Source organism: gamma proteobacterium SS-5 (assembly GCA_009497875.2).
Taxonomy (GTDB): Bacteria; Pseudomonadota; Gammaproteobacteria; order Chromatiales; family Chromatiaceae; genus Magnetovirga; species Magnetovirga frankeli.
The window spans coordinates 42,071-60,462 of sequence record CP032508.2; the positions used below are offsets into that span (position 1 = coordinate 42,071).

The following is an 18,392-nucleotide window of genomic DNA, read 5'->3' on the forward strand; positions in this document are numbered from 1 at the left end:
AGTTTCTTGGCGCGGCTGGGCTTGTGGAATCATGATATCCGTCATCATTGTCAACTATCATTGCGCCGATCTGAGTATCCGCGCCATGGCATCGGTACAGGCCCAGGCAGTCCCCCATGAAATTCTGCTGGTGGACAACAGCGTCAGCCCGTCAGAGGCAGACAGGCTGGCTGCCAATTTACCGCCACAAACCCGGCTTATTGTCAGCCCCAGCAATCTGGGTTTTGGTCGTGCCTGTAACCAGGCCTATGCCAGGGCCAGGGGTGATATGATCCTTTTGCTCAATCCGGACGCCCTGCTGCATCCCGGCTGCCTTGAGCAGCTCTGTAAACCACTGTTGGCGGATAGGCGTATTGGTGCCGTAGGGCCCAGAATATTCTGGGATTCCGCCAGGCACTACCTGTTGCCCCCCAGCATTCACCCCGGCCCGGAACAACTGCTCTGGCATAGCATGAACTGCCGCTACGCCGGGCTGCGCGAGTATTACAGTCAGCGCTTTCGCGCCCAGGCCATCAGGCTTTGGCAAAGACAAGACCCCTGCAGGGTTGATGCCCTGTCTGGTGGGCTGGCCCTGCTCAGTCGCAAGGCCCTGGAACATGCCGGTGGCCTGTTCGATGAAGGTTTTTTCATGTATTTCGAAGACTCCGATCTGTTCTGGCGCCTGCGCCAGGCCGGTTATCGCCTGGCGTACGCGCCCAGGGCCGAGGCCAGCCACAGCTATGAACATCATCCCGCTAAACACAGGCTCATGGTTGAGGCGGCCCCCTACTATTATGCCAAGCATTTTGCCCATGCCCCTCGCGCCCGCCTGGCCAACTGGATTGCCCGGCGGAATCAGTCTGTGGGAAACATAGAACTCCCCGGCACCCAGGCATTGGGGGTGCAACGGGGGCCCTTGTGTCTGCCCGTACCCGAGCAATGGCAGCAAGGCTGGCTGCTTGAGATCAGCCCCTCTCCCTGGCTGGTGCCGGCAATTGGTCAGTTTGGCCAGGGTCCGCAGGCCAGTATTGCCGCAGATTGCTGGCCACTGCTTCATTCGGGTCACTATTATTCACGCCTTGGCGCTCCCCTGGGCAAGACAGGCCAGATGCCGGTCTGGCAATGGAGCAAATAGCCCGGGCGGGGTGGCCGTCTCGCCCCATGATCGTTAGGGTAAAAAAAACATGCTGATACTTCCAAATTCATGCTTCCTGCATGTTCCCAAGACAGGGGGCTCATGGGCTGCCAAGGCAATAGTGGCCTCTGGAATCCAATGCGAGGACTTCAGATTGAATGGCGATCCACACCTGGGCCTGAGTCAATGCCCTGATCCGGCAAGATTTAAATTTGCCTTTGTACGCCATCCACTGAATTGGTACCAGTCCTATTGGCAATTCAAGATGACCTATGGCTGGGATGAAAGAAACCCCTTTGATCTGGGCTGCCGGTCTGACAACTTCTTGCAGTTCATTGAGAACATGCTGGCCGGATATCCGGGGTTTTACAGCAAGGGTCTTATCGCCTTTGTCGGCAAGGGGAGCAGTGAAATCGACTTTATTGGAAGGTATGAGAACCTGGTCGAAGACCTGATTTCGGCCTTGAGGATGGCGGGAGAGGGGTTTGATGAGTCAATTATCAGACAAATGCCCCCCTTCAATGTGAGCAACAAGTCCAGGTTTCCCGCCGAATACAGGGCTGAGCTGAGGCAGAGGGTGACAGAGACGGAGCAGGAGACCATGGAAAGATTTGGTTACTGAGCAGGCACCGAGGCCAGGGCAGTGGATGGGGTATTTGGCATGATACATGCTACGCATGAGGCAAGGGGTGCTGCGGCACCCATTAGCCCAATCAGATACAAGGGAGCCACCCATGTCAACCGATGCCCTCAGCATGCAAACCCTCCAGGATGTCAGCCAGCAGCTGTCCAATCTGCGTGGAACCCTGGATCAGCTGGGAACCCAGCTGGAATCCCAGTTCGCCCAGCTGTTCAAGCAAACCCAGGGCGCGGAGCCCCAAGCCCGTTCGGCCCAGGCCGTCCCGGCCCCATCTGGCCCGGTATTGACCAGCGAGGCCCCACCCAGCCCGGCCCAGGACAGCTCCAGCCAATTGCTGGACATGCTCAACCAGATCAACGCCGGCAGCCCGGCACAGGCGGCAACTGGAACGGCAAGCGAGGGGCAAGGCCTTGCCCTTGAGCAGCGAGCGAGCAACCCCCAAGCCTTGGTCAATCAGGAGGCCGTGGCCGCGGCCAAGGCCGACAGCGGTCGTTACTCCAATGGCCTGACGCTCTACCAGCAAGACCCGCAAAGCCATGCCTGGCAGCGGGAAAACATCCATGACGATGAACTGAGAAAACAGCTCAATGAACTGCCCCTGAGCCGTGACAGCCTGCTCAATATACTCAGCCAGGACGACCCCTACCGGGCCATAGCCGATATCCACCAGGGCATGGGCACCTATACCAGCCTGGACGCCCATGGCGATGAGGGTGCCAAGCTCCTGACGGTGCGCGATAGCCAGGGCAATGCCCTCAGGGCGTTGGACATAGGCACGCCGGAGACCTGGAACAGCCAGACCGCCATGAGGGTACAGGATACGCTGGCCCAGTACGGGGTCAGGCAGGACCCCGGCCTGGATTGGACCGACCCCCAGGGCCTGTTCAGCAAGCTCGATCAGACCCCGCCAGCAGGCCAGTTCAATGAATCACCGGCGGTGCAACTGGCCAAATACGGCTTTCGTACCGACCCGCTGAACGGTCAGGTGGTGGGTGGTGGCAGCACCTCGGCCATCGAATACTACACAGCCACGGGCAGAATGCCGCCTCCTGAGGAGGTCTGGAAGTAGGAGCGGCCTTGGCCGCGAAGGGGCGCTTAATAAAGGGTGAAGTTTGAAGGGTGAAGTTTGAAGGAATGGGCCCTTCGGGCGGTTTTTGGCATCGCGGGCAAGCCCGCTCCCACCGGCAAACCAATGCCCACCAGCGGCATAGGGCGGGCCGCGCCCGCCGCCAAGCCACAGCAATGAAGCCTGCCCTGGTGGTTGCACGGCGGCCACGGGCCGCCCTATTCGATTGACTGAGGTTTGTGGATTATCAGGAAAAAGTTTGAAGGAATGCGCATCGCGGGCAAGCCCGCTCCCACCAGCAAACCAATACCCACCAGCGACATAGGGCGGGCCGCGCCCGCCGCCAAGCCACGGCAATGAAGCCTGCCCCTGGTGGTTGCACGGCGGCCACGGGCCGCCCTATTCGATTGGCTGAGGTTTGTGGGTTATCAGGAAAAAGTTTGAAGGAATGCGCATCGCGGGCAAGCCCGCTCCCACCGGCAAACCCATTCCCACCAGCAAGCCCGCCCCCACCGGCAAGGTTGTTTCAGGTTACCAAAGCCAAACTAGCCGCCGCTGTTTGCCCGTCTTTTCAGCCAACGCAGGGGCGCGCTCCAGCGCCAGCTGCGTGAGGCCTGTATCGCTGCCAGGGCGGTTTCTGCCTGTTGCCGGGCTTGCTGCGCCTGGGCCAGGGCTTGATTGGCCTGGTGCAGCGCCAGGCTGAGGCGGTCGGGCCTGGCCTGGGTGAAAAATGCCCGCGCCTCATCCCCTGTCAGCAATACATAGGCCTCTGCTGCCGCAAAGCCATGCAGGGTGAAAGTGCGGAAACGATTCAGACAGCCGATGACCTCGGCGTAGTTGTTCAATGGCTCTTGACTGACGAAACAGGCCATGGCCTGCTGCTTGCGGGCCAGGGTCTCGGCATTCAGGCCCACCAGGGCATTGGGTTGCAGGGGGTTGCCGACTTCGTAGAGGCCCAGGCGACAGCCGGGGGCCAGTAGATCGAGCCGGGCCAGCAGGGTCTCGGCCAGCGCCCTGTGGTCCGGGTGCATCTCCCAGGGGGATGGGGCCAGGATCAGGTCCGGCCGCCACTGGGTCAGGTGTTGCTCCAGACGCGCCGCCAATGCGGTCTGGTTTTGGCTTAATCGGCCATCCGGCAGTCGCCAGAACTGGGGTGGCGGATAGCCCAGCAGGGCTGCCGCTGCTGTGGATTCCCCTTCGCGCTGTCGCACTATGTCGGTCAGTTCTGAGCCACAGGCATCGCCGCTGGTCACCACGCAGACCCGGATCTGCGCCCCCGCTGCCGCCAGCAGGGCCAGGCTGCCTGCGCAGCCGAATACCTCGTCATCGGCATGGGGGGCGAGTAGGGTTACGCGCCTTCCGGGGAGGCAGGCCAAGGCCTGGTAAGGGACAAACCAGGGTTCGATACTCAAGGTGCTTCCTCCCCTTCGGCCAGTTTTTTCAGCTGGCCGAGGTTTAGGATCAGCAGGCGACTGCTGCCGTCGCGCTTGACGATCTGCCGCGCTTGCAGGGTCTGAAATACCCGGGTTACCGTCTCCCGGCTGAGATTGAGCATGATGGCCAGTTCCTGGTGGGTGGGCGGGTTGTCCAGGGTCAGGGGCCTTTGCTTGGCATCGCCCAGTTCCCGGCTGAGCAGCCAGAGCTGGGCGCAGACCCGTTGCGGGATGCTGCTCAGGGCGAGCAGATTGCGCTGCTCGGTAAGGGTGCGCACCCGCTCGGCCAGGCGTTGACAGAAGGCCTGCATCAGCGCCGGGGCCTCGTGCATCACCTGACGCAGGGCCGGCATGGGCAGGTTGACCACCAGGGAGGGGGCCAGGGTGATGACGAATTCCGGCTGCTGCTTGCCGTCAAACAGCCCCAACTCACCGCAGAAGCCGCCGGGGCTGACAAAATACAGCCCTACCTCGCGCCCATCCAGGGTGAAATCGACCCCTTGCAGGCGTCCTTCGAACAGGAAACAGACGCCGGGGGCCAGTTGACCGGCCTCCAGAACCACCTCGCGCCGCCGATAACGACGCAGCCCCGCCTGGGATGCCAGGAGATTCAGGGCAGGCTCGGGCAGGCCGCTCAACAGGGAAAAGCGGCGCAACAGATCGGCGGTGGGCTTTAACTCGCTAGCCATGGCGGCATTCTACCCATAGCCGGGGCCAAAGCGGCATAATATGCCAGGGGTGTGACAGCCATCACCCGTAAATCCTGGAACTGGAGTAGCATTGACAGTCCAGTGACTCCCTGGGAGCCTGATGGCCTTGGCAGTCACCGGGGGCATTACCCATTTGTTCCAGCCCAAGCTGGTCATTTTTCACCGCATCGATAAGGTAGGCTCAGAGCGGGCTTGCCCGCGATTTCTGCGCCCTTCGCGGCCAAGGCCGCTCCTACAGCCTTGGGCTGGCCGGTGGGAGCGGGCTTGCCCGCGATTCCAGCCGCTTGCTGATCGATGTGGGATAGGTGGGTAATGCTCCTATTACCTGAACCGGCTAAATACAACCTGAGAGATCCTGTCATGCAGCAGTACCCGACACAGATCATTGCACTCATTCTACTTAGCCTCAGTGCTACTGGCCTCTGGGCGGACCCCCCCCACGCGGTGGGGGAGGTCAGCCTGGTCATCGGCGAGGCCAGTCGGCAGCCAGCCCAGGGCAAGGCACTGCCCCTGAATACCGGCGACCCCATTCGGGTAGGCGACCGGTTGCGCACCGCCGCCAATGGCCACCTGCACATCCGCTTCATCGATCAGGCCCTGGTCAGCCTGCGCCCCAACAGCCGCCTGCTGGTGGAGCGCTACCAATTCGATGCCGCCAGACCACAGGATTCCACGGTCAAGTTCAGCATGGACAAGGGTACGGTGCGCGCCGTATCCGGCCAGGCTGCCGAGGCCGCCCGGCAGCGCTTTCGCCTGAATACCCCCATCGCCGCCATCGGCGTGCGCGGCACCGATTTCGTGGTTCAGGCCAGTGCACGGCAGGTCCGCGCCCTGGTCACCCAGGGGGCCATAGTCATGGCACCCTTCTCCGCGGCCTGTAGTCCAAACGCCCTGACCTCCTGCGATGGGGTCCAGCTCAAGGCCGACAGCCAGCAGATGCTGGAATACAGCCGCCGCCACAACCAACCGCAACTGCGCCCGGTGGAGGATGCCGAGCTGCGGCAACTGCTGCAGGACGAGGACCAGGTCAAGGAGGGACAGCAAGACAGGGGTGCCAGCGACACGGCCAATGCCGATCTGAAAAACGAAAGCCTGGCCAAGGACATCATCCAGGAGACCGCTCTGAGCCAGCCGCCGGCGCAAAACCCCAGCGCGGAACAACTACAACAGCGCAAGCTGGTGTGGGGCCGCTGGGGCGGTGGCGCTACGCCGGAACAGCCCCTGGCGCTCAGTTACAAAGAGGCCCGCGAGGGGCGCAGGATAGTCACCGGTGATACCCGCTACGGCCTCTACCGGCAGGAGGCCGAGGGCGAGACCCTGGACGCCCAGCTGGGTCGGGTCAACTTCCGTCTGGAGGCGGCCCAGGCCAATCTGAGCCAGGGGCGTGAACCCCTGCAGCCAGTGAGGGTGGAATCCGGACGCCTTGGGGTGGATTTTACCAACCGCGTGTTCGACACCCAGCTGAACATGAACTCCGCCTCCACCGGTCCCATCAGCCTGCAGGCCAATGGGCAGGTCGATGCCCAGGGGCGTTTCAGCGCCCAGAGCGCGGAGCAGGGCCTTAAGGGTGCCGTGAGTCTGGATGGCTCGGAGGCGGCCTATCTGTTCGATAAGCAGGTCCCTCAAGGCATGGTCAGCGGCCTTACCCTCTGGGGGCGTTGAGAAGGACATGAATTCGGTCGGTCTGGATCCCCTTGCCTATAGCCTGCGCATTGGCCCCGGTCTATCGCGCCTGGTCCTGCTGCTGGCGTTGGCCCTGTCGATGGGCCTGCTCTGGCTGCTGGCCGGCGCTGGCCTGCGCCAGCTGGAGGAACGGCTCGGTGCCCAGGTCTGGAGTCTGCTGCCGGAGCAGGAGCTGGAGCAGCGCATCAACATCATTGCCATCGACGAAAAGAGCCTGGCCGAGATAGGCCCCTGGCCCTGGCCGCGGCAGACCCTGGCCCGGCTGGCGGATAAACTCAGCCAGGCCGGGGTCAGTCAGCAGATCTATGACATCGTCTTTCCCGAGCGGCGCCCCGGCGATGGCCAGTTGGTCCGCTCCCTGCGCCAGGGCAATGCCCTGATTGCCCAGATCCCCCTGCTCAACTCGGCCGAGCCCCTGCGCGCCGGCAGCATGACCCATCCCCTGTCCGGGACGCGCTGCCACCCGGCCCTGCCGATCAGCGCCAATTATCTGGCCAGTCACCAGAGCCTGGGCGAGTTGCCCAAGGGCCACATCGCCGCCCCGGTGGATGCCGATGGCCGGGTCAGCCGTCAGCCGCCACTGGTCTGCGTCGAGGGCCAGGTCTATCCTTCCCTGGCCCTGGCCGCCGTGCTGCAGGCGGCCGGTATAGAGCGCACCGGCATCCGACTGGAGGCCGAACCCGGCCTGCTCGCCCCAAGCTGGACCCTGAGCCTGGAGGCCTATCCCGGCCTGAAGATCCCCCTGGATGCCGAGGCCAATCTGCGCGTGCCCTATCAGCAGGCCCCGGCCGCCTTTCAATACATCCCCGCCGCTGATGTGCTGCACGATCGTATCGATCCGGCCCTGTTGCGCGGCAGCTGGGCCCTGGTTGGGGTCACCGCCTTTGGCCTGGGGGATCTGGTGGTTACCCCACACGGCTCGCGCACCCCTGGGGTGGAGCTGCAGGCCCGCCTCATGGCTGGCCTGCTGGATGCCCGCCTGCCCTATAGCCCCCGCCTGGCACCCCTGTATCAACTGCTGCTGGGACTGTGCTATGCCGGCCTGCTCTGGGGCCTGGCCGCCCGCCGTGGCCGTCTTGCCGCTTGGGGCCTGCCCCTGGCCGCGCTGTTGCTGCCCCTGACCGCCCTGCTGCTGCACTGGCAGGCCCTGCTCAGCGCCCAGCTCTGGCTGGGCTGGCTCGCCCCGGCCGGCTTTGGCCTGCTCGCCGCCACTGCCCTGGGCCTGCTGGAGCACGGCTATACCCGCACCGAGCGCCAGCGCCTGTTTACCAATCTGAGCAGCTACCTACCGGCCGAGGTGGCGCGCGATATCGCCTACAACCAGCCCAGCGGCAGCCTGGAGGCCGAGCGCCGACAGATGACCCTGCTGTGCGCCGATCTGCGTAATTTTGCCGCCTATGGTGAATCCCGCCCGCCGGAGGAGTCCGCCGCCCTGCTGCACGGCTTCTTCATCCGCGCTGCGGAGATCATCGAGGCCCAGGGTGGCGGCATTCAGGAATACCGGGGAGACGCCCTGCTCGCCTGTTGGCCAGGGGCCGAGGCAGAAGCCGCCGAGGCTGCGCTGGATGCGGCCCGGCAACTACAGGATATGGTGCAGGGGCTGTTTGTTGGCGCTCCGCCGCCGGGGCTGGAGCCCCTGGCCCTGGGGGTTGGTATTGAACAGGGCCCGGTGCTGGTGGGCTCCCTCGGCCCGGCCCATCGCCGCGCCCACAGCATGCTTGGCGATACCCTGACCATAGTGCTGCGCATCGAGAAACTCACCGCCGACCTGGCCCAACCTATCCTGCTTGGCGAGAGCGCCGCTGCCAGCCTGCAATACCAAGGCCTGCAATCCCAGGGCAGCTATCTGCTCGACGGCCTGCGCACGCCGCACCAACTCTACGCCCCTGCGCAGCAGGAGGCCACTGGCCAGCACCTTCGATTGGTTTCCTAGGCCACGAAATTGGCCGCATCAAAGCCCACCAGGCCCAGGTTGTTGATGCCCGCCAAGGTGGCCACCTGAGTGATCTCTTCGCTGGCAATCACCCCGGTATCGGTCTGGTTGGTCAAATACCAGACACTGGCGTCACCCACGATGTCAGCAGAAATGATGACCGCCTTGGCCGCGCCCAGAGGGGCGGCAAAGGTCTTGGCCGCGCCGAACAGACCGGCAATGGCGGTGGCGCTGTCCAGTCCGTTGCCGGAGACCACCAGCACATCGCCATTGTTCCAGGTTTGCGCCGCCGTACTGGTGGCATCCTGGGTGGCCAGGTTGCCTGTATTGGCCGCGTTGAGAAAGGCATTGAAATCCAGGGTGTCACCACCACTGCCGATATTGAAATTGCTGATACTGTCCAGGCCGTTGGTGCTGGCGCTGTATTCAAAGATCAGGCTGTCGGTACCTGCGTTCAGAGTAATCTGGTCATTCCCGCCCTTAAGTCTGATGCTGTCTCCCTGGGCCGAGGCAAAATAGATTTCACCGGCGCTGCTGCCCTGGATGCTGACGGATACCGTTTTCTGATCACGGGCATCCAGGTAATACAGGTTGGCCAGGTTGCCAGCGGTCAGGGCCTTGGCCGTTCCATCCACCATCAGGCTGTCCTTCTCCAGATCCACGACAATACTCTCCGTGGCGCTCAGGCTCAAAGCCAGCTGGCCATTGATCTCCTCGATGGGCTCGACCGGCTCGACCACTTCAGGTTCGTTGACAACGCCGAACAGATCGCTCAAAGCCCCCTGCTTCGCCGCCAGGGTATCCATCTCGGTGAACTCGGGCACCACGCCGTTCAGGCTGGCCGACACCAGCCCCAAGGCGACGGCCAGGCTCTTGGGCGGCAGGCTGCCGATATCAAGCAGGACCTGGCTGATGCTCATCTCTTCATTGGCCAACTGTTCGAGATAGGTATCCAGCAGGACCGAGGGGATCTCTCCCCCCCAGAGGCGGGCGTAGATTGCCTTGAAGGCATCCAGCCCTGATACACCAGCATAGGTTTGAGCGAACTCATTGGATACCAGAAAGGCCTCAACCACCTGCTCAGTGCTGGCACCCTGATCCAGAATCCGGCCCCAGAACAGCATCTCATCCTGCGCCATTAGTCGCCCATAAATACCGTAGAACAGGTTGGCCACGGGCAGATTGCGCTGCATGAAGACATCCTGAGAGGCCCCCAACAAGGTGAGCGTCACCCCGGTATAGAGCTGTTGATCCAACTGATCCGCCCAATAGCTGGACTCATCCTCGCTTGGCGCGCGAAACAGGGTGGCCTTGTAGACCTTATCCACGATCTCGGTGTTGCTGAATGCCATAAAATAACCTCAATAGTAACCACTCGATCCCTCTCAATCTTTAAGGGAGAGAGACTCAAATTCCCCCCTTTAGCTAAAGGGGGACCAGGGGGGATTCCTTCAATCCCCTTCAATCCTCCTTTTGCAAAGGGGGAGGCCAACTCTCTACCCGGCAAGGCCTCCGACGGCCAGGCAATTACACGAAAAACCACACCCCAGAGCCGGTCAACTCCGCCACCTCGGCCTGCACCAGGTCCAGCTGGGCGGCACCCAGGAGCAGATCCCCGCGCACCATTCCGGCCTCAAGCTGATCTACCCAATAGGCGTTGTCCGCAGTACTGGCCGGTTGGCCCAGTACATTCTGATAAAGCAGATCCACATAGGCGGAATCCGATAACTCGCCGTAGGTGGTGGTCATCAGGTCACCCGCCAGCAGATCCCCGGCCACCTGATTCAGGCTTGCACCCCGGTCCGCCGCCAGCACCGAGGCACCCAGTGCCTGCAACTCCTCCAGCGAGGTCAGTGTCCTGCCCAGCGCCGTGTAATACAGCCCGAACACGGCCCCTGGGTTGGCGTCTGTGTCCATCGCCAATACGGCATTATTGCTGAACAGGATGCGCTCTACATTGACCAGGGTATCCACATCCGGGCTGTTTACCGGGCTGGCCTGCAGCATTCCGTTGAAGGCCAGCAGGTTGTAGTCGCTGGATACGCCGCTAAGCCATACATAATCCGTGCCTGTTCCGCCATCGATGAAGTCACTGCCCGCGCCGCCAACCAGTACATCCGAGCCCGCGTAGCCATAGAGCCAATCGTTCTCGGCGCTGCCATAGAGGGTGTCGTTGCCGGAAAACAGCCCCTGCATGGCCTGGGGATCGGCATAATTGGCCAGCAGGTCGGTCAGATTGGCCTGAAACTCCGTCAGGCTGTACACCGGGGTGCCGGTGCCGTCGAAAAAGCCGATGGAGCTGACCTGCCCCTGATAGCTGCGATCCGCCGCCTGGCTGAAGTCACCCCCCAGCACCAGTTGCTGGCCCAGGGCACTGAAGCTGAGGGTCTGCGCCTCGGCATCGAACACCGGCGTGGCCGCCAGGTAATTCAGGGCAAATATCGCATCGTTATTCTGCGCCACGGATTCGGCGCTTGACCAAACTGCCATAATCTAAGCCACTCCAAAAAATCAGAAAAATCCAGACGGGGCTTTGTGCACCTGTCGTTTCACCAGATCACGCCCAGTTCAATCTGGGTCGAGTCTGTATCAAACAGCGGCAGATTGCTCTGCTGGCGGTAATGCCCCAGGCTCAGCACCCAACTACGCTGCTTATCCAGTGGCCGCACGAACTGCAATGTCAGCTCAGCGCGGTCCAGCCTGCGCCGCGCCCCGGCGCTCAACAGCGGGCTGTAACCCGACTCATCCTGGCTGCGGCCGACAGAACCCTGCAGCAGCAGGCTACCGCCCAGCAGGGGTCGGTGCCACTGCGCCTCCAGCGCCCAACCGGTACGATCCCCCCCAGGGCGCTGCCCATCCTCCGCCCGATTGCTTAGCCCGTCCAGGCGAAGCTCAAGACGCTGTTTGCCCCAGCGGCACTGGCCGCCCAGGCCCAGGCGCAGCTCGGTGCCATCGAGCACCTCATCCTCGGCAAACAACTGCCGCTCCAGATTTGCCGCCAACAGTGGCTGACACAGGCCCGGCCGATCCCACAGCAGGCGCGTATTCAGCCCCGCCTGAGAATACAAGGGGGAACCCCCATAATTGAGATGGCTCAGGTACAGGCCCCAATCCCACAGCCCAAAATCCAGGGCCCGCTGCTGCTGAAACGAGCCCTGCAACTGCCACTGATTGCTTGCCCCGTGTTCACTCAAGCGCCCGCTCAGGCCCAGGCGCAGGCTATCCAGCCGCCGTTCCCGCTGCTCCTGCCAGAACCCCAACCCCTGCAGGCGTACAAAGGCCCCGCTTACCGGCCGATTGTCCCCAATCAACCAGAGCTCCGCCGGCCCATCCGGCAGGGTCAGGGTGAGGCGATCCAGGTCCGCGCCGCTGTTCAGATTGCTATCAAAACCGCTGAACGCCCCCAGCTGCACCCCCTTGCGGCGGACTATCCTGGGTCGCCACAGCTGTTCCCGCCGCGCCAGCACCTCGGCCACCCCCGGCGGCAGGTCGGAGCGCCCTTGCAACTGCCGATTCAGGGCCCGGGCACCGGCCAGATCGCCACTGTGGTAGAGTGCCTCGGCATAGTCCATCAGCGCCCCGCCCTGGTCCGGCAGCAGCATCAGCGACCGCTCCAGGGCCAGCAAGGCCTGGCTGATCCGCCCCAGATGCAGCTCGGCCGCCCCCAGCAGGGCGTAATACTCGGGCCGGTCCAGACAGGGCCCCTGCAGCCTCAGCAAGCGGTCACGCAAGCTCAGCCAGCCCGCCCTGTCCGCAGGCGCGGAAACCGCCAGCAAATCGGGACAAGCCGCCTGTACCGGCGCGGCCAGTACCAGCAGCATTAGACCCGAAATCCACAGGCGGCCAAAGGGTTGCGCTAAGAACTTGAATAAGAACATGAAACCAGCCCTGGCCTCAACTAGAAATGACGGCCACAGAGTCTATCATCCCAGCACCCCTCTGTCCCCAATCCGTTGCCTGGGAGCAGGCACGACCGGCCTGCACTGGTCTGGTGCCAACCCCAGATTCCGCCGCGCTGCATCCGGGCTACACTCGGTTGGCCAGCCTTCATGCTTCCACACTAACTCCATCCCGGCTAAACTCCATTCGTAACGACCCGCCCCACTCTCCCTATGAGGCCCTGGAGAGGGCGAGCTGGCGCGGCCTGAACCATCCCCTCACCCTAAGTTTCTCCTAGGGGGAGAGGGAACAAGTGGCCTGAGCAGATAAACTTGAACTCCATTATCGTCGCCATGGCCGTGCATAACGGCATTCGCTGGCTGCCCGAACAGGCGGCCTCCATTCTGCGGCAAAAATCCGTACAGGTACGCTTGCTGATCAGCGTGGATGCATCCAGCGATGGCAGCGAGGCCTGGTGCCGGGATCTGGCCGCACGGGATGGGCGGGTCCGGCTGCTGCCCACGGGCCAGACATTCGGCTCGGCCAGCGCCAATTTTTTTCACCTGCTGACGCAGATCGAGAATCCAGACCGGCTAGCCGTTGCCCTGGCGGATCAGGATGATATCTGGCATGAAGGCAAGCTGATCCGAGCCCTGGAGATCATGGAGGCCGGTGGCTATGCCGGTTATTCGAGCAATGTGGTCGCCTTTTGGCCCGATGGCCGCCGTTCGCTGATAGACAAGGCGCAGCCTCAGCGCGGGCTGGATTACCTGTTTGAATCCGCGGGGCCTGGTTGTACCTATGTACTGTCTGCTGGCCTGGTGGAGCAAATACAACAGCTAATGCGCGCCAGGCCGCAATTGATGAAACAAATCAAACACCATGATTGGTTTATCTATGCCTTGGCGCGCAGTTTAAACCTACCCTGGTTCATTGACCCCCTGCCCCAGGTGCATTACCGGCAGCATGGGGCCAACGAGCTTGGCGTCAATCGGGGTTTGCGGCCCCTGATATTCCGCGCGCGCGCCATCTTTGGTGGTTCGGCCTGGCGGCAGGTGGCCCTGTTGCTGGAGATACTGTTTGATTCCAATAAAAATGCCCCTATCCAGCCCCCTCGATCCAGTGCCGATTTTCTGCGCCTGGGCCTGAGGGCAGGGCAATGTCGGCGCAGACGGCTGGACCGGCTCTGGTTCTTTTGCTCCTGTCTGCTGCTGGCCTTGTTGCGGCTGGGGCCACGCCCTACCTCTTGAGATAGGGGGTAAGCAGACCCTTGCTCATGCTGCGATACAGCTGCCAACAGCTGATCTTGCGACTCGACTGTATGGCCCTTCTTTGCCCCCTGCGTTCAAAGATCCCTTTCAGGCCGTGCCACTTTGCCTTGAGCAGCACTGCCCCCTGACCAGTAAGCCCATAACGGATGATGGCAATCAGGTTCATCAGCAGGTGTTGTGGCAGAAATACCCAGAGCATCAGTGACGGCATGTTCTTGAAATAGGTCCAGATCAGGTTTCTGTGGCCGTGGTAGAGGCTGAATTCACTACGCCGCCCGGTTATGGCGGAACCCTGATGGAGTGCGCGCGAGTCAGGCACAAACAGGCATCTGTAGCCAAGCAGCCTGAGACGAAAGGCGATATCCACATCTTCGAAATAACAGAAGTAGGACTCATCGAACCCTCCTACCTGTTGCAGGATGTCGCGCCTGTACAGGGCCGCCGCTGCGCAAGGGGCAAACACCTCCTCTGGCTTCAAGCATTGCGGGTTAAACAGGCGTCCGTGGTCACGCCGCCAGGCAAGACCACTGACATGATAGTTATCCCCTGTGCCATCCAGCCTGTTGGGTTCGCTGGCATCAAGCAGCAGGCTGGCAAAGAACTGAAATTCGGGGTGTTCCTGCCGCGCCAGCATGAGTTCCTGCAGCCAGTCGGGTTGGGGATAGGCGTCTGGGTTGAGACAGGCCACCCAGTCTGCCCTGGCCTGTTGAATGGCACGGTTGTTGGCTGCGGCAAAGCCGAGATTGGTTTCGGATCTGATCAGCCGGAGTTGCAATGGCCAGGCCTCGGCCCCTGCAAGGGAGGCATCCTGGCTGGCGTTGTCCACCAACAGGATTTCGAATGATTTATAGCTCTGCCGGGTCAGGCATTCGAGACAGCGTGCCAGCAGGGTGCCACTGTTGTAGTTGACTATGACTATAGAGACCATGGGGCGGCATGGCACCCTTTCCTGACTGCTTTGTGCCGGAGTCATGTCAGACGCATTTCCTGCATCATGTCTTTGGCCAGATGCATACGATTGGGTTCCGCCGTCGCCCCTTTGCTTAGGCTGATAAAGAACTCGCAACCCTGGGTATCAAAGCGGCAGGCCTCTGTCAGTTCCGTCAGGCCCATCCGGTTCAGATCGTGCAGTACAAGGCGGAAGCTTGCCGGGGTGAAGCGCCATTGATGCACGTCCTGATATTCGCTTGTCTGCTGCGCCTGGTGCCAGGCGGCCACGGCCTGTTCAAAGCCGTGGACATATTCCAGATTGCCCATGATGCCCTGTGCCCAGGCAATCTGGCCATCGCTCTTGACGGCATTGGCCAGGTGTTCGAAAACCACTCCCGGGCTGTGCCGCCTGCGTTGTTGCAGGTAGGCATCAAGCACCTCGCCGGTACTGCTGGGCCAGCGGAAGTAATCGAAACAGTAGCGCTTGTCGGGGATGACCAGAGACAAGATGCCATCAGCCCTGAGCAGCCGGGTACATTGTTGCAGGAATGCCACGAGATCCGGCGTGTGCTCTATGACATGAGAGGCAATAATATAGTCATAACACTGCTGCTGGCCGATCAGTTCGTCCAGCGGTTGCCCCTGCCAGATATAATCAACCGCCTCGATTCTTTCGATATCGACAGCGTGCCCTTTGTACTTCTGCCTGAGTTCCTCGGCGCTGGCATGGTCCAGGATATCGACATCGAATCCCTGGCTCTTGGGCGCAATGGGGTTGTGGCTGGGGCCTATCTCCAGGCCCCTGCCGCTGCGCCTGATTCGATGCAGGGCCTTGTCGATACGGCTGAGCGGCGCTTCATTCAGGGGTTTGCTCAACCTGTTCAACCCAGCCATAGAGCCACGCAGAAACCCTTGTCCGCGCAACAGCCTGCCCAGGCCCGCTTTCAGTCTTTGGCCGAGGGTCATACTAGGCGTCCGATGCCGTGATGGGCGGTACCCTGGGTGGCCAGGCCAGCGAGAAGTCCTCCCGATCCAGACTGAGATTGGGGCTGTAGGCCGGATCAAGCCTCAGCCGCTCCCCCCACTTGTCCTGCATGAAACGAACCTCTTGGGCAAAACGTTGTTGTTTTTCCGGCGTGGTCTCCAGGCCACGACTGGCAGACTCATGGTGATAGAGTTCGGCGTAGGGGGTCCAGATATTCCGGTGGCCCAGGGTTTCCAGCTTGAGACAGAAATCTATATCGTTGAAGGCGATGGCCAGATGCTCCTCGTCCAGTCCGTCCGCTGCCAGAAAAGTGGATCTGCGAACCACCAGACAGGCAGCGGTAACCGCCGAGAAGGATTGCAGCAGTATAGCCCTCTTGGCATAGCCCGGCGCGCCACGGGGCAGCCCCTTGTGGGCATGACCGGCAACCCCGCCGACCATGATGACCCCCGCGTGCTGCAATCTATCATCGGGGTACCACAGGCGGGCACCCACGGCACCTACCCCGGGTTGTGCCGCCAGGCTGACCATCTCTTCCAGCCAGTCGGGGCTGATGACCTCTATGTCATTATTCACCAATGCCACAAATTCGCAGTCCAACTCGGATACGGCCCGATTGTTCAATGCCGAATAATTGAAGGGCCGGTCATCTCTGAGAACACGAACCCCATGGTCACGCCCGAGGGCATCGAAGTAGCTCAGCACTTCGGGGTCATCCGAGCCGTTATCGACGATGAGAACCTGGTAATTGGGATAGGTGCTCTTGTTCAGGATGCTGCCAAGACAGGTCTTCAGAAGCTCCAGGCCATTGCGCGTGGGAATGATCAGTCCAACCCGTGGGGCAGGGTCCGGTAGCTGGTAGCGAACCCGATAATGCCCACCCGGCTGGAGTATTGCCTGGCCAGCTATGCCACGCCGCTGCAGGTGCTGGTTGAGGGCCTTCTCTCCGGCCTCCAGGGCATAGGGCTTAACCGATTCCTCCGAGGCCGTACTGGCATGATGACTGCGCCAGTGATAGAGCACGCGGGGGATGTGTCTGATCCGTTCGGGTGAAATCCGTTCGATCAGACGCAAGGCCAGGTCGTAATCCTGGGCACCGGACAGTGCTTCATTGAAGCCACCCAAGGCCCTGACCTGCGCGGCGTCATAGACACCGAGATGGCAGATCATGTTGTGCGAGAGGAACAGATCATAGTTCCAGTCACACTTGAAGTAGGGTGCATGACGCCTGTTCTGCTCGTCGATCTTGTCTTCATCGCTGTAGATCAGGGCTATGTCTTCCTGCTCCAGGGCCTTGGCTACATGGTAGAGGGCATCTGCAGCCAGCAGGTCGTCCTGATCCATCAGGGCGACGTAGGCCCCGCTGGCGATCTCCAGGGCACTGTTGCTGGCCGCCGCGATATGGCCATTGGTCTTGCGCAAGACCACTTTGATGCGCTGATCCTGAGTGGCCAGGCCCTGCAGCATCTGCCGCACCTCGGGCTGGGTCGATGCATCGTCGGCAATGCAGAGTTCCCAATGGGGGTAGATCTGCGCCAGAACCGAGTCAATGGCCTGTTGCAGCCAGCGCAGGTTGGGATTATAAACCGGCATGAGGATGGAGATTTTCGGTTGCCTGACGAAGGCCCGCATCTGCCTGTGCATGGCCTTTATCTCAGGCTCGCCGGGCTGGTCGTAGTGCTCGATCCAGAGTTGGTAGTCGTTTCCGGATAGCTGACCTGGGTCCGATGATAGCTCCCTTTTGCAACGCCACAAGAACCCCTGCCAACCTTCCTGCCGAACCAATTTGAGGGTCTTGCCTGCGGCATGTGCCAAGCCGCCCTGCTGGCGCACCAGCCGATTCAGATTCCTGCCCAGCTGCCTGGCGCGGGCCAGCACATCCCCTGCCCAGCGCAACGGGGTGGTGACACGCCAACTGGTCGATTGGAGGATTTTGTCGATCTCCGCCTGCAATTGCCGGATATGTACCCATAGGCGGTCTTTCTCAACCTCAAGGCCTTGCACCTTGCTCTGCAACTGTTGCGCATGCTGGCGTAGTGGCCGAGAGAAGTGCATTTCGCTATAGCCCAGCAATTCTTCTATCTCCTCGCCACTGAACCGCAGCCGCCATTTCTCGTAGATGGCCGCCCGCTGGCTGCTGACCGCCATGGCCGAGGGATTCACCGCCGAATTGCCGATATCCCGATAGGTGGCGCTTATTTTGGATAGATGCAGAAAATCCGTGTGGCGCGACATCTGCAACCAGAAATCCCAGTCCTCATAGACCTCCAGCGCCTCATCAAAGCGGCACTGGTCACGGAGAGAACGGTGAAACAGGACCGCGTGAATGGGTATGTAGTTGCCCAGCCGCAGCCTGACCGGCTCATAGGCCTCGTTGAACTCCCTGGCAGAGCCCGGATCAGGCCCTTGGAAACGCACCCCGGCATAGGCCGCCCGGATCTCGGGGTGCTGCTGCAGTAGCACGACGAGGCCCTCGACGTGATTGCTATCCAGCAAATCGTCATCATCCAGAAAACCAATATATTCACCCAACGCATGATCCAGTCCGACATTCGCCGCTGCGGGCCGAGACAGATTCTTGTCGCTGCCTATGGCGCGCACCGGGCATGGCCCGCAGTTTTCGGGTACAGGTCCATGCCGCGTGCCAGAAGCCTTGACCAGGACAACCTCGATAGGGGAATGGCTTTGCTCGCCAATGGATTCCAGGGCCTGCATCAGACAGGGCCTGTCCATGCTACGCACTATAAT

Annotated in this window: 14 protein-coding genes; 6 read left to right on the forward strand and 8 right to left on the reverse strand. The window is 61.6% G+C overall.

The window, feature by feature from the left end:
- Positions 1-31 precede the first annotated feature (31 nt).
- The 3 genes from D5125_05555 to D5125_05565 all read left to right on the forward strand — a co-directional run bounded on the left by D5125_05555 (position 32) and on the right by D5125_05565 (position 2,823).
- Positions 32-1,114 (forward strand): glycosyltransferase family 2 protein, encoded by a 1,083-nt coding sequence (locus D5125_05555; protein QFY88982.1) that lies wholly within the window; start codon positions 32-34, stop codon positions 1,112-1,114.
- Positions 1,115-1,268: 154 nt separating this feature from the next.
- Positions 1,269-1,736, forward strand: a complete 468-nt coding sequence (locus tag D5125_05560; GenBank protein QFY88983.2) for a sulfotransferase family 2 domain-containing protein — start codon at positions 1,269-1,271, stop codon at positions 1,734-1,736.
- A gap of 112 nt (positions 1,737-1,848) precedes the next feature.
- Positions 1,849-2,823 (forward strand): hypothetical protein, encoded by a 975-nt coding sequence (locus tag D5125_05565; protein QFY88984.2) that lies wholly within the window; start codon positions 1,849-1,851, stop codon positions 2,821-2,823.
- Between the two features lie 542 nt (positions 2,824-3,365).
- Here D5125_05565 and D5125_05570 read toward each other — a convergent pair.
- Positions 3,366-4,232: a PIG-L family deacetylase gene (locus D5125_05570; protein QFY88985.2), complete on the reverse strand. Its 867-nt coding sequence runs from the start codon at positions 4,230-4,232 to the stop codon at positions 3,366-3,368.
- Positions 4,229-4,942 carry a Crp/Fnr family transcriptional regulator gene (locus D5125_05575; protein QFY88986.1) on the reverse strand — a complete coding sequence of 238 codons (714 nt, stop codon included), beginning with the start codon at positions 4,940-4,942 and terminating at the stop codon, positions 4,229-4,231. The genes D5125_05570 and D5125_05575 overlap by 4 nt, the downstream gene beginning before the upstream one ends.
- Positions 4,943-5,323: 381 nt before the next feature.
- On the opposite strand from D5125_05575, the gene D5125_05580 reads away from it, so the two are divergent.
- Positions 5,324-6,625 carry a FecR domain-containing protein gene (locus tag D5125_05580; protein QFY88987.2) on the forward strand — a complete coding sequence of 434 codons (1,302 nt, stop codon included), beginning with the start codon at positions 5,324-5,326 and terminating at the stop codon, positions 6,623-6,625.
- Between the two features lie 7 nt (positions 6,626-6,632).
- Entirely contained in the window at positions 6,633-8,579 is a 1,947-nt protein-coding gene (locus tag D5125_05585; GenBank protein QFY88988.2) for an adenylate/guanylate cyclase domain-containing protein, read from the forward strand.
- Here D5125_05585 and D5125_05590 read toward each other — a convergent pair.
- The 3 genes from D5125_05590 to D5125_05600 form a co-directional block, all read right to left on the reverse strand.
- Positions 8,576-9,931: a hypothetical protein gene (locus D5125_05590; GenBank protein ID QFY88989.1), complete on the reverse strand. Its 1,356-nt coding sequence runs from the start codon at positions 9,929-9,931 to the stop codon at positions 8,576-8,578. The genes D5125_05585 and D5125_05590 overlap by 4 nt on opposite strands.
- A 175-nt stretch (positions 9,932-10,106) precedes the next feature.
- Entirely contained in the window at positions 10,107-11,069 is a 963-nt protein-coding gene (locus D5125_05595; GenBank protein ID QFY88990.1) for a DUF4214 domain-containing protein, read from the reverse strand.
- Between the two features lie 59 nt (positions 11,070-11,128).
- Positions 11,129-12,400, reverse strand: a complete 1,272-nt coding sequence (locus D5125_05600) for a hypothetical protein (protein QFY88991.2) — start codon at positions 12,398-12,400, stop codon at positions 11,129-11,131.
- Positions 12,401-12,790: 390 nt separating this feature from the next.
- Here D5125_05600 and D5125_05605 point away from each other — a divergent pair, with 390 nt between their 5' ends.
- Positions 12,791-13,708: a glycosyltransferase gene (locus D5125_05605; protein QFY88992.1), complete on the forward strand. Its 918-nt coding sequence runs from the start codon at positions 12,791-12,793 to the stop codon at positions 13,706-13,708.
- Here the strand turns inward: D5125_05605 and D5125_05610 are convergent.
- The 3 genes from D5125_05610 to D5125_05620 form a co-directional block, all read right to left on the reverse strand.
- Positions 13,698-14,702, reverse strand: coding sequence for a glycosyltransferase family 2 protein (locus D5125_05610; GenBank protein ID QFY88993.1), 1,005 nt, complete (start codon positions 14,700-14,702; stop codon positions 13,698-13,700). The genes D5125_05605 and D5125_05610 overlap by 11 nt on opposite strands.
- Positions 14,699-15,535, reverse strand: a complete 837-nt coding sequence (locus tag D5125_05615) for a class I SAM-dependent methyltransferase (protein ID QFY88994.2) — start codon at positions 15,533-15,535, stop codon at positions 14,699-14,701. Before D5125_05615 ends, D5125_05610 begins: the two co-directional genes overlap by 4 nt.
- A gap of 91 nt (positions 15,536-15,626) precedes the next feature.
- Positions 15,627-18,377 (reverse strand): glycosyltransferase, encoded by a 2,751-nt coding sequence (locus tag D5125_05620; GenBank protein QFY88995.2) that lies wholly within the window; start codon positions 18,375-18,377, stop codon positions 15,627-15,629.
- Positions 18,378-18,392: the final 15 nt, after the last annotated feature.